The sequence below is a fragment of the Rhodovastum atsumiense genome, from assembly GCF_937425535.1.
Taxonomy (GTDB): domain Bacteria; phylum Pseudomonadota; class Alphaproteobacteria; order Acetobacterales; family Acetobacteraceae; genus Rhodovastum; species Rhodovastum atsumiense.
In genome coordinates, this window is record NZ_OW485601.1 from 1,592,078 (window position 1) to 1,604,309 (window position 12,232).

Annotated in this window: 10 protein-coding genes; 4 read left to right on the forward strand and 6 right to left on the reverse strand. The window is 71.2% G+C overall.

Going from position 1 to position 12,232, the window contains the following annotated elements; translation table 11 throughout:
• Positions 1-18: 18 nt before the first annotated feature.
• From NBY65_RS07090 to NBY65_RS07105, 4 genes are read right to left on the reverse strand one after another with little or no spacing between them, the layout of a single operon-like run.
• Positions 19-738, reverse strand: coding sequence for a DJ-1/PfpI family protein (locus tag NBY65_RS07090; protein ID WP_150039936.1), 720 nt, complete (start codon positions 736-738; stop codon positions 19-21).
• Positions 739-795: 57 nt separating this feature from the next.
• Positions 796-2,334, reverse strand: coding sequence for a GTPase family protein (locus tag NBY65_RS07095; protein ID WP_162530465.1), 1,539 nt, complete (start codon positions 2,332-2,334; stop codon positions 796-798).
• Complete coding sequence (locus tag NBY65_RS07100; RefSeq protein WP_150039934.1) at positions 2,321-3,571, reverse strand: GTPase family protein; 1,251 nt, start codon at positions 3,569-3,571, stop codon at positions 2,321-2,323. The genes NBY65_RS07095 and NBY65_RS07100 overlap by 14 nt, the downstream gene beginning before the upstream one ends.
• Positions 3,572-3,603: 32 nt before the next feature.
• A complete protein-coding gene (locus tag NBY65_RS07105) occupies positions 3,604-4,926 on the reverse strand; it encodes a chloride channel protein (protein WP_150039933.1) in 1,323 nt (440 codons plus the stop codon).
• 200 nt (positions 4,927-5,126) lie between these two features.
• On the opposite strand from NBY65_RS07105, the gene NBY65_RS34055 reads away from it, so the two are divergent.
• The 3 genes from NBY65_RS34055 (at position 5,127) to NBY65_RS07115 (ending at position 8,259) form a co-directional block, all read left to right on the forward strand.
• Positions 5,127-5,615 (forward strand): hypothetical protein, encoded by a 489-nt coding sequence (locus NBY65_RS34055; RefSeq protein WP_408894928.1) that lies wholly within the window; start codon positions 5,127-5,129, stop codon positions 5,613-5,615.
• Complete coding sequence (locus NBY65_RS07110; RefSeq protein ID WP_408904186.1) at positions 5,570-6,490, forward strand: PA0069 family radical SAM protein; 921 nt, start codon at positions 5,570-5,572, stop codon at positions 6,488-6,490. The genes NBY65_RS34055 and NBY65_RS07110 overlap by 46 nt, the downstream gene beginning before the upstream one ends.
• Positions 6,491-6,594: 104 nt before the next feature.
• On the forward strand, positions 6,595-8,259 hold the full coding sequence (locus tag NBY65_RS07115; RefSeq protein WP_150039932.1) for an isovaleryl-CoA dehydrogenase: 1,665 nt from the start codon (positions 6,595-6,597) through the stop codon (positions 8,257-8,259).
• On the opposite strand, the gene NBY65_RS07120 is transcribed toward NBY65_RS07115, so the two are convergent.
• Positions 8,247-9,227, reverse strand: a complete 981-nt coding sequence (locus NBY65_RS07120) for a 2-dehydropantoate 2-reductase (RefSeq protein ID WP_150039931.1) — start codon at positions 9,225-9,227, stop codon at positions 8,247-8,249. The genes NBY65_RS07115 and NBY65_RS07120 overlap by 13 nt on opposite strands.
• Entirely contained in the window at positions 9,224-10,756 is a 1,533-nt protein-coding gene (locus NBY65_RS07125) for an acyl--CoA ligase (protein ID WP_239002716.1), read from the reverse strand. The genes NBY65_RS07120 and NBY65_RS07125 overlap by 4 nt, the downstream gene beginning before the upstream one ends.
• A 425-nt stretch (positions 10,757-11,181) precedes the next feature.
• Between NBY65_RS07125 and NBY65_RS07130 the strand changes: the two genes are divergently transcribed.
• Positions 11,182-12,204, forward strand: coding sequence for a Hint domain-containing protein (locus NBY65_RS07130; RefSeq protein WP_162530464.1), 1,023 nt, complete (start codon positions 11,182-11,184; stop codon positions 12,202-12,204).
• Positions 12,205-12,232: the final 28 nt, after the last annotated feature.

Consider the following 12,232-nt stretch of genomic DNA (forward strand, 5'->3'; position numbering starts at 1 on the left):
CGCGCAGCGCGAATGGGGTCAAGGGGCCTTGTGGCCCCTTGCGGGTCCAGGGCGGAGCCCTGGCCTTTCTGTGACGCGTTTAATGATTTCCTCGCGCCGCGCCCGCATCGCCGCCCCGCGCGCCCGCACCGCCTGCAGGATCTCCGCAGGTGCCGTCTGCGGCGTTCCCGCCTGGAACGGGGGCGCCGGAGCATACTCGAGTCCCAGTTGCACGCTCTGCGCGACGGAGGCCCCGAGCAGTTCGGCGACGAGTGTCAGCGCGAAGTCGATCCCCGCGGTGACGCCACCGCCGGTGACGAGATTGCCGTCCCGCACCACGCGTTCCTGCACCGGGATCGCGCCGAAGGCGGCGAGCAGGTCGTGCACCGTCCAGTGCGTGGTGGCGCGCCGTCCCTGCAACAACCCGGCCGCGCCGAGCACCAGCGCGCCAGTGCAAACCGAGGTGACGTAGCGGGCCCCGGTGGCCTGCGCGCGCAGGAAGCGCAGCAATTCCTCGTCTTCCATGGCCGCGTTCACGCCGGGGCCGCCGGGCACGCAGATCACGTCGAGGGGCGGGCAGTCGGCGAAGGTGGTGTCCGGCAGCAGGCGCAACCCGGATTCCGCACGCACGGGCTCGAGGCCGGGCGCCAGGAGATGCGTGACGATGCCTGGGGTTTTGCGGAACACCTCATAGGGGCCGGTGAGATCGAGCTGGGTGAGATCGGGGAAGAGAAGCAGGCCGATATGGATATCCGGCATGGGACGCTCTCCGCAGAGATGACGGACGGAACTGAGGAATTGTGATTGGATCCGCCATCAGCGCAGGGCGCTGAACAAGGCGCGGCCGGCGGTGGTGGCCTGGCGGAGCACCTGCGCGAGGTCGAGGCCCTGGCGGGATTCGGCGAAGGCGCGCTGCAACTGGCGGGTCTGTGCCTGTTCGAGCCGTGCGGCGATCAGGGCCCAGACGAGATCCACGTTGTAGAGTCCCTTGCGGGCGTCGAGGCAGACCGGAACGATATCGGCCTCGGCAATGGCGAGATCCGCGCCGATCGCGGCCACCGCGTCGTGGATGCGCCGCGCCTTCGGCGTGGCGGGCCGGGCGATGTCGTAGGGCGGCGCCCATTCGGCGAAGGGTGGCAGGCGGTCGATATGCGGCACCGCCAGCAGCAACGGCGGCGGATCGAGCGCGCGGTCCTGCGCCAGCGTCGCGCGCAGGGCCGCCAGCGCCTGGGTGTCGATGTGCCGGGCGGCGCTGTTGGCGGCAGAGACCCACAGCACCAGGTCGGCCTGCGCGGCCAGGGACGCGAGTGCCTCCGCCTCGCCGGGCTCGCCGCGCAGACCCGGCGCATCGACCAGGCGCAGCGTCGGCCGGCCGGCGGCCGCCACGTCCAGCACCAGCGCCGCCTCCGGCCCCGGCACCGGGGTGGCGACCGCCCGCAATTCACCGGCCAGCGCATTGGCGAGGCTCGACTTGCCGGCATTGACCTGCCCGGCCAACAGGATGCGGGGCGGGCCGGGCGGCGGCGCGGTTGTTTCAGTGCCGGCGCGCGCGGCCTCGAACTTCGCCTCGTCGATGCGCAGCCGGCCGCTGTAGAGATCGATCGCGCCCCGGCCGGTCTCCTCCAACACCAGCCGCGTGATCGTCCGGCGCAGGCGCTCTGCCCCGAAGGCCATCACGTCCTGGGTGACGTGCTCGCGCAGCTCGCCGAACACGGCCGAGAGCGGGTTCACCACCGGGCGGAACACGCGATAGACGTCGTACGCCTTCGCCGCGAGGTCGATCAGCCCGCGCCGGCGATACCACCACAGCGCGGTACTGACCGTGACGGCATGGCTGAACGGCACCGCCTGCAGCAAGGCGACGCGCAGGCGCCTCGCGGTGCGCTCGGCCAGCAGCAGCGCCTCCGGCACGGTGAAGCGCGCCAGCGGCTCGGCGGCGTCCGGGCCGTAATGGCGGGCGATTTCCTCGACCAGCGCGGTCACGCTGGCGCGGGCGGCATCGGTATCCTCCGAAAAAGCCGGGGTGCGGGTGATGAAATCCTGCACCTTCTCCCAGGCGGCACGCTCGCGCGGGCCCCAGGCGCTGTCGGGATGCGGCGGCGGTGGCGCCGGCAAAACGTCACCGGCGCGCAGCCGCCGCAGCAGCAAGGCCGCCACCCCGGCGCAGGCAGCGGCGAAGCCCAGCCAGACCAGCATCACACCGTGCGAGAACAGCCACAGCAGGCCCAGCACCAGCAGCACCACCTGCGGCACCACCAGGCAGAACGCCACCGCCACTTCGCGCCAGTTCGCGACCAGGCCGCGCCAGACCAGACGGAGCCTGGTCCTGAATTTTCCGCTCTCAGCTTCTGTCACGGGCGGCCCCTCCGCTCCGGGTCCAGCCTTCCTGCAACGCCATCTGGAAGGCAGCGCGGATCGCGTCCTCGGAGGCGGGGCGACCGGCCGCGAGATCGCGCAGGTAGACACAGGCGGCGCGGCCCAGCGCATAGGTCAGTGCGAAGGCGGCGAGGCTGGCCGCGGGAATGACCCACGGCGCCACCGGCGGCACCAGCTTGACCACCTCGCGCAACCCCATCAGAACGCCCTGGCGCAGCAGCATCACCGTGCCGACCGTGCCGGCGAAGGCCAGCAGCCGCTCGCGCGTCCAGGTCACGCCGAAGCGCACCGCCAGCGCCTGCAGCATCCGCGCCTGCACCGCTGCCACCGCGGCCAGCCCGGCCACCGGTACCGCATCGGCCGCCGCGGCGGCGCCGGCATGCCAGAGGATCAGGCGATCGAGCGACCCTTCGGCGCCGGCCCGCACCTCGGCCAGCCGGGCGGCCAGCCGCGCATCCGCCACCGCGATCAGCGCCGTGGCCAGCGCGTCGAAGCCGTAATCCGACGGCAACAGGCCGTCCTCGGACCGGGTGAAGTCGATCGGCACGAAGCGCGGCGCCTCACCGGGCAGATCCACGAACAGGCTCCGCTGCCGCGCCAGCATCCGGCGCAGCGCCAGCGGCAAAGCCGGATTGTCGTCATCCGCCTCGGTGCCGGTGAAGGGATACGGCACGACATGGCGGTCATCGGGGCCATAGCCGTCATGCAGCGCGGTCTGGGCGATCACCAACGGCGTGTCCGGCTGCTCGCGGCGGATGCGCGCCAGCAGGTCCGGCAAGGGTGCCGGCGCCTGATCCTGCGCGCGCAGCACCGCCAGCACCAGATGGCTGCGCGCCCGGCACCAGGCGATGTCCTCCTCCGGATCGTAGCCGGCCTCGCCGAGCCCACGGGTGTCGAGAAAACGGATGCGCGGCGCATCGGCGGGGAAATCATACACCGCGGCGGTGCGGGTGACCGGACGGAACCCTTCGCCGATGGCGATCGGCACCCCGGTCAGCGCCGAGGCAATGGAGCTCTTGCCGGCCTGGGCCCGGCCGAGCAGCCAGACCACCGGCGCCTCGGCCGCGGCCTCCTGCGCCGCCGCCTCGCGCGCGGCGGCATCGCCACGGTCGAACATCGCCGCTTCCAGCGCACGCCACAACCGGTCGGAGCGCTCACGGCTCCAGCGCCCGAGGTCGTGCGTCCAGCCGCGGAAACGCTGCCAAGTGCCCGACATGCGCTTCCGGATAGGCAAGAGGCGGCGCCGGGTCAATCCGCCGGACGCGGACGCTCCACCGCATCGAGGAAACGCCGGGCCAGCGCCGAATAGAACGAGCGGCGGCACACCAGGCGGGATACGCCGAAGGCCAGCATGGCGGTGGCCAGCAGCGGGATGGTCATCTGCTGGTTGTCGGTCATCTCCATCACGATCACGGTGGCGGTGATCGGCGCCTGCACCACACCCGAGAAATAGGCGACCATGCCCAGCAACACGAGCGCGCCAGGCGGGAAGCCGGGCAACACCGCGTGCAGCCAGGAGCCCAGCCCCGCCCCCACCGCCAGCGACGGCGCGAAGATGCCGCCCGGAATGCCGGAGAGATACGACACCACCGTCGCCAGCAGCTTCATCACCGCAAACCCCGCCGGCAGATCGGCATGGCCTTCCACCAGGCCGCGGGCCTGCGCATAGCCGGTGCCATAGGTCGCCCCGCCCGACAGCACGCCGAGCCCCGCCAGCACCACCCCGCACAGCACCGCCACCAGCAGCGGATGCCGCGCCACCCACCGCCCGATCCGCCCCGGCAGGCCGCGCGAGGCACTGATCAGCACCTGGCTGAACAGCCCCCCGGCAAGCCCGCCCACCACCGCGCACGGCAGCACCGCGAGCCAGTCCCGCCCGACATCCAGGACAACCGCGCTATGGCCGAAATAAGTGTAGTTGCCGGACAGCGCCACGGTGGTGATGCCGGCCAGGATCACCGCCGTCAGCACCACCCCCGAGGTGCGCTGCTCGAAGGAATGGCTGAGCTCCTCGATGGCAAAGACGATGCCGGCCAGCGGCGTGTTGAACGCCGCCGCCACGCCCGCGGCGCCCCCGGCCAGCACCAGCGCCCGCTGCATCTCCAGTCGCGGCATCGGCGTGATCCGGCCGACCGCGTTCATGATCGCCGCGCCGACCTGCACCGTCGGTCCCTCGCGGCCGATCGAAGCACCGACCCCGAGGCCGAGTACCGTCAGCACCACCTTGCCCAGGGCCACCCGCAGCGACAGCACGGCATCGACCGCCTTCGGATCGGTCATGTGCAGCGCCGCGATGGCCTGCGGAATGCCGCTGCCCTGGGCCCCGGGAAACACCCGTCGCGTCAGCCAGAGCGACAGCGCCAGCCCTCCCGGCGCGAGCCCGAAAACGATCCAGGGATTCCAGGCGGTGACGACCGCGAACAACGCCTGCGCCGCATCCGCCGCATGCGCGAAACCAATCGCGACCAACGCCACCAGCACACCACCACACCAGAGCACCAGTCGGCGCTTCCATTGAAGCGGCGACAACAAGGGCAGGCGACGCAAATGACGGGAACCGGTGAACCTCATCACGCCATCCCGGGGCGTTGCCCCGGGCCCCACCAGGAGGCTTTGCCTCCTGGACCTCCACCAAGGGCCAAAGGCCCTTGGATCCCCGACTCCAGGTCCACGTCACGCACCCCGTGCACGGCCGTCATGTTCGTTCTCCGTTCTTGACAGGAGGCGCCTGCGGACGCACGGTAGCTCTGGAACGAAAAGGGAACAGACGCATGTCATCTGCCATTGGTCCCGCTGGCCCCGCGACGGGCAACGCTACGGCGGGACCAGGCACGGGACCCATCCGGCGTACCGTCACACGCCCGCCCTCCCGGTTATCCAAACGCGCCGCATCGCCCTGCCCCATCCCCAAGGCCCCGGCCGACCTGGCGCGGGAGATCGATCCCGCCGAACTCGCCGCCCTGGAGCGCGCCGGCACGCCGGACCCGCCGCCGGATGCGGCGGAACAGGCCTGCGACTGCTCCCTGGCACCGGCCGTCGTGACGCGCCCGGTGACCACGACCGAAACAGCGAAACCGTGCCGTGGGCGTGGCACCACGGTCAACCCGCCCAATCGCTTCGAACGCCACTCCATCGCCCCCTTCGACGATGGCTGGCAGACCCTGGCGGAGCTCGCCGAGGCACCGCCCTCATCCGCGACAGCAGCCGCAGCGCGATCGCCTGGAACCGCTCGCCCGATATTGGCTTCGACCGCGCGGTGAACCCCTATCGGGGGTGCGAGCATGGTTGCGTTTATTGCTATGCCCGCCCCTCGCATGCCTGCCTCGGCTGGTTGCCCGGACTCGATTTCGAGACGAAGCTGCTGTTCAAGCCGGACATCGCGGCCTTGCTGGAGAAGGACCTGCGCAAGCCCGGCTACGTGGCGCGCCCGCTCGCGCTCGGCTCCGCCACCGATCCCTACCAGCCGGTCGAGCGCACCCTGAAACTCACCCGGGCAGTGCTGCAGGTGCTGGAGCGCACCAGCCATCCGGTCAGCATCGTCACCAAAAGTGCCGGCGTGCTGCGTGACCTCGATATCCTGGTGCCGCTGGCGCGCCGCGGCCTGGTGCAGGTCTTCCTGTCCGTCACCACCCTGGACGCCCGCCTCGCCCGCCGGCTGGAACCACGCGCGGCCACGCCGCAGCGACGATTGCAGGCGATCGCGGACCTCGCGCGCGCGGGCGTCCCGGTCGCGGTGCTGGCCGCGCCGATGATCCCCGGGCTGAACGACGCCGAGCTGGAAGCCATCCTGGAAGCAGCCGCCGCGGCCGGCGCCCGGCAGGCCGGCTACACCCTGCTGCGCCTGCCGCACGAGCTCGGCGAGATCTTCCGGCACTGGCTGGCCACGCATGTCCCCGATCGGGCCACGCGGGTGCTGGATCTGGTCCGCGAGACCCGTGGCGGGGCGCTGAACGATGCCCGCTTCGGCCATCGCTTCAGCGGAACCGGCGCCTATGCCGACCTGCTGGCACGCCGGTTCAGCCACGCGGTGCGCCGCCTGCGGCTGCAAACCGGCCCCGAGCTGGACTGCACGCGCTTCGTGCCGCCCGGGGAAGCACAGGCGGGCCGTGCCGGATCACAGTTGTCGCTCTTCTGATCTTGAAAGTTGCCGCGAGTCTGCCGCGGCCTCGCCGCCCAAGATCCCGGTTAGAGTACCGCCGCGCGACCCGCCCCCGGGCGCGCCCCCCGGGAGGTCCAAGCATGAGCGCGCATGCGCCACAGGCCCGCTTCGCCAGTCACGAAGTGACCAACCAGCCGCCGGAATTCGGCGGGCTCAACCTGTTCCTCGGTGATCCGGCGCTGCGCGAGGCGGCGCTGCGCGAAGGCGGCACCTGGGTCGAGGCCCCGCTGGCCGCGCTCGGGCAGGACATGGGATCGGACGAGGTGATGGAACTCGGCGAGGCGGCGAACCGCCATCCGCCGGAGCTGACCGCCTTCGACCGCTACGGGCGGCGCATCGACGAGGTGCGCTACCACCCCGCCTACCACGCGCTGATGGAGCTGGCGATGCGCCACCGCATCCACGCCATCGCCTGGGATACGGGACGGCCGGGCGGGCACGTGGCGCACGCGGCGATGCTTGCGCTCGCCACCCAGGCCGAGGCCGGCACCATGTGCCCGATCAGCATGACCTATGCCGCCGTCCCGGCGCTGCGGCGCCAGCCCGACCTCGCCGCCACCTGGGTGCCGCGGATCGTGCAGGGACGCTACGACCCGACGCTGCGGCGCATCGCCGACAAGGCCGGGGTCACGCTCGGCATGGCGATGACGGAGAAGCAGGGCGGCTCGGACGTGCGCGCCAACACCACCGCGGCGCGCCCGCTCGGCGCCGGCGGACCGGGCATGACGTATGAACTCACCGGGCACAAATGGTTCTGCTCGGCGCCGATGAGCGACGCCTTCCTCACGCTGGCGCAAACAGCGGAGGGCCTGTCCTGCTTCCTGGTGCCGCGCATCACCCCGGACGGCGGGCGCAACGCCATCCACCTGATGCGACTGAAGGACAAGCTCGGCAACCGCGCCAATGCCAGCGCCGAGATCGAGTACCACGGCGCCTGGGCGAGCATGGTCGGGCCGGAGGGGCACGGTATCGAGACCATCATCGACATGGTCCACCACACCCGCCTCGACACCATGGCATCCACGCTCGGCCTCATGCGCATGGCGCTGGCCCAGGCGGCGCATCATGCCCGCCATCGCCGGGCGTTCCAGAAGCGGCTCGTCGACCATGCCGTCATGCGCGGCGTGCTGGCCGACCTCGCGCTGGACTACGAGGCGGCCGTGGTGCTGGTGATGCGCGTCGCCCGCGCCTTCGATGCCGCCGAGGGACCCGAACGGGTGTTCGCCCGGCTGGCGGTGGCGGTCGGCAAATACTGGCTGTGCAAGCGCGCGCCCAGCTTCGTCGCCAAATGCATGGAATGCCTCGGTGGCGCCGGCTACATCGAGGACAGCATGCTGCCCCGGCTGTATCGGGAAGCGCCGCTGAACGGCATCTGGGAAGGAGCGGGCAACGTGATCGCGCTGGACGTGCTGCGCACCCTGGCGCGCGAGCCGCTGGCACGGGCCGCCTTCCGCTCGGAGATCGCCGCGGCGAAGGGCGGCAACGCCATCCTGGATGCGACCATGGCCGGTCTGGAAGCCTCGCTCTCCCATGCCAACGAGGCACAGGCGCGGCTGGTCGCCGAGCGGCTGGCCCTGGTGCTGCAGGGTGCGCTGCTGGTGCGTCATGCCCCCGCCTTCGTCGCCGAGGCGTTCTGCGCGACGCGGCTCGGCGGCGAGAGCGGACGCAGCTACGGCACGCTGCCGCCCGGGGTGGCGATCGAGCCGGTACTGGCCCGCATCATCGACGGCACCTATCCCTCATAGCAGCCGGCCAGCCTGGCCCGCTCGCGCAGCAGGGCCAGCACCGTCTCGCAGATCGGCATGGGATGGCCGGTGACGCCGCCGAGTTCCACCACGGCGCCGAGCAGCGCGTCGATCTCCATCGGCCGCCCGCGCTCCAGGTCCTGCAGCATGGAGGTCTTGTGCTCGCCCACCTCGGCCGCGCCGTCGATGCGCTTGTCCACCGAAATGGCGAAGCGCACGCCGAGGCTTTCGGCCACCGCCTGCGCCTCCAGCATCATCGTCCGGCACAGCGCGCGCAAATCGGGCCGGCCGGTGATGCGGTCGAGCGTCGCGCCGGTCAGCGCCGAGACCGGGTTGAAGCACAGATTGCCCCACAGCTTCACCCAGATCTCGTCGCGGATGCGCGGGCGCACCGGCGCCTTCAGCCCCGCCGCGATCAGCAGCTTCGAGATCGCCTCGACGCGCGGGCTGCGGCTGCCGTCGGGCTCGCCGAGGCTGAAACGATCCCCGTAGACATGCTCTATGACTCCGGGCTCGACCACCTCGGCGGCGGGATAGACCACGCAGCCGATCACCTGGGAGGGCGGCAGCAGGTCCCACAGCCGGCCGCCAGGATCGACGCTCTCGACCCGCCGGTCGCGCCAGGGTCCTTCCAGGCCATGAAAATACCAGTAGGGCACGCCGTTGATGCCGGTGACCAGCGCGCTCTGCGGCCCCAGCATCCGCGCGATCTGCGGTGCCGCCGCCGGCAGCGAATGCGCCTTCAGCGTCACGATCACCGCGTCCTGCACGCCGGCCTCGCCGGCATCGGCGGTGCAGCGCGGATGCACCGTGATCGTTTCCCCGCCGCTGCGCAGGGTCACGCCGCGCGCCTGCATCGCCGCCAGATGCGGGCCGCGCGCGACGAAGGTAACGTCGGCCCCGGCGGCGGCAAGCCGGGCCCCGAGGAACCCGCCGATCGCGCCCGCGCCGAAGATGCCGATCCTCATGCCGACAGGCCGAGCTTTTCGGCCAGGCCGATGCGCTGCAGCTTGCCGGTGGCCCCTTTCGGGATCTCCTGCAGGAAGACCACCTTGCGCGGCACCTTGAAAGGCGCCAGCCGGGCTGCGGCGAAATCGCGCAGCGTGTGCTCATCGAGCTTGTGCCCCTCGCGCAGCACCACCGCCGCGGCGACCTCCTCGCCCAGCTTCGGATGCGGCATGCCGAAGGTCACCACCTGCTGCACCGCCGGATGGTCCATCAGCACCGCATCGACCTCCAGCGGCGAGATCTTCTCGCCGCCGCGGTTGATGATCTCCTTGAGCCGCCCGGTCAGCCGCAGATAGCCCTGCGCGTCCAGCACGCCCTGGTCGCCGGTGCGGAACCAGCCATGGGTGAAGGCCTTGGCATTGGCTTCGGGATTGGCCTCGTAGCCGGCGGTGACGTTGCGGCCGCGGATCACCACCTCGCCGATTTCGCCCGCCGGCAGCAGCGCCCCCGCCTCGTCCATGATGGCGATCTCCGGCCCCGCGGCGAGCCCGACCGAGCCGGGATAATGCGGCCGTGGCGGCAACGGGTTGCTTGCCATCTGGTGGGCGGCCTCGGTCATGCCGTAGGCCTCGATCACCGGCACGCCGAACGCTTCCTCCAGCGCCGCCATCACCTGCGGCGGCAGCGAAGCCGAGGAGGAGCGCACGAAGCGCAGCCGGCCCGCGGCGATCACGTCCTTGTTGCGCGCGGCCAGCGGCAGCAGCGCCTGGTGCATGGTGGGCACGGCGGTGTACCAGCTCGGCCGCGCCGCTTCGAGCCAGCCGAAGAACTTGAAGGCGTTGAAACCGGGCGAGCAGACCACGCTGCCGCCCGCGGCCAGCGAGGACAGCACCGCCGCGATCAGGCCGTGGATATGGAACAGCGGCATGATGTTGAGGCAGGTGTCCTCCGGCGTCAGCGCCAGCGAGGTTCCGATGTTGTAGGCCGAAGCGCTGAGGTTGCGATGACTGAGCGGCACGATCTTCGGCCGCGAGGTGGTGCCGGAGGTGTGCAGCACCAACGCCACGTCCTCGGCCTGCGCCTCGCCGGGCGCCGCGGGCGTGCCGGCAAGCGGGCGCTGCGGCTGCAGGGTGAAGGCGCCGGCGGCGGCCGCATCCGGCACCAGTTCGATCACCGGAATCCCGTGCTGCGCCGCCACGCCGCGCGCCGGGCTGTCCATGCCCTGCAGCACCACCAGCGCCTTCGCCTTCAGATCGGACAGGTAGAAGTCGAATTCGTCGGCGCGATAGGCGGGATTGAGCGGCGCGGTGGTGGCGCCGCAGGCAATGGTGACGAAGCCGGTGGCCATTTCCGGGCCGTTCGGCAGCACGATCGCCACGCGGTCGTTACGGCCGATGCCCATGCCGTTCAGCGCCGCCACCGTGCGGGCGGCCAGCCCGCGCAACTCGCCATGGGTCAGCGCCGTCCGCCCGGGGGCGCCGATGGCCGGGGCATCCCCGGCGCCTCGGGCCAGCAGGCCGGACATCGTTTCGGCTTGGCTGATCGTCACGTCCTCGTCTCCCCTTCGGCGGCTGTCAGGCCCGGGCGGATGCTGCCGCGGGCACGGCCCACGAAACTGAACGCGAAAGCAGCCCCGACCGCAACGGCCCCGCTCCGAACGTCCAAAGGGCAGAACGAACATGGCCCGGCCAGACTGCATGGCTGACCCTCATGGCCAGTCAAACGAATGCCAGGATTACACGGGCGCATCGTGATCCGGCCACCACTTGCACGCGTATTGCTCCCGCACGGTCTCAGTTCCGTGATGGATGGTTCTGTCCAGTGACTTTGATCACGAATGGATAAATGTCCCATCGACAATGTGTGACCCTGGAATTCCGTCAGGCTCACCAGGGTTTCACTATCCCTGAGCGCAACGACACCCAACATTCATCCGTCATGATGCGGGACAGGCGCAATGGCGAGGACGGGGCGATGCCCGACATCCTGAGCGTGAACGGCGACGTGCCGGGCTTCGTGCGGGGCACCCGCATCCAGACCGACAAGGGCGAGCAGCCGGTGGAAACCCTGGAGCCGGGCACCGGGGTGGTAACGGCATCGGGACGGATCCGACCCATCCTGTGGGTCGGGCGCCGGCGCCTGGAACCACGCCGCCACCCGCGCCCCGAGCTGATCCATCCCGTCCGCATCCGGCGCGGTGCCGCCGGCAATTTCCTGCCGCGCCGTGATCTGCTGGTCTCGCCCTCCCTGACGATCGGGGCGGGCAACATCACCGTCGGGGTGTGGCAACTGGTGAACGGGGCCACGCTGGCAAGCGTGGCTTCCCCCGATCCTATCGAGTACGTGCATATCGCACTGGACAGCCCGGACCTGTTGCTTGCCGAAGGCCTGCCGGCCGAGAGCCTGCACGAGGACAGGCGCGCGGGATTCGAGAACGGCGGAACGGTCATGGTGCTGCATCCGCATCTGGCCTGGCACCCCGGCGCGACGACACCACCCGAGGCAATGGTCCAGGCGCTGCGACGGCGGCTGCTGCAACGCGCCCACACCCTGGGCCATGCGATCACCCGCGACCCGGGGCTGCATCTGCGCGCCGATGGCTGGCCGCTCTCCCCGGTTCTCGTGGCCGGGCCGATGCACCGGTTCGCGCTGCCGGCCGGGGTGACTGATCTGCGGATCGTCTCGCGCGCGGGGGTGCCGGCGGAAATCGATGCCGTCTCCCAGGACCGGCGGCGACTCGGCGTGATGCTGGAGCGGATCGCACTGCGCGGGCCGCAGGGAGAACGCGAGATCCCCCCCGACGACCCGGTCCTCTCGGAAGGATTCCATCCCCACGAGCAGGCGGAGGGCCGGTCCTGGCGCTGGACCGATGGCCATGCCCGGCTGCCGGGACGGGTGCTGGCGGGCATGACCTGGGTCGATCTGTACGTGGCCGGGTCGCAATCGGCCTGGGCCGGCACCGCTCCGCCGGCGGCGCCCGTCACGCGCAGCGCCTAGGATCACGGCGGCCGGGCTGGTAGCCTGC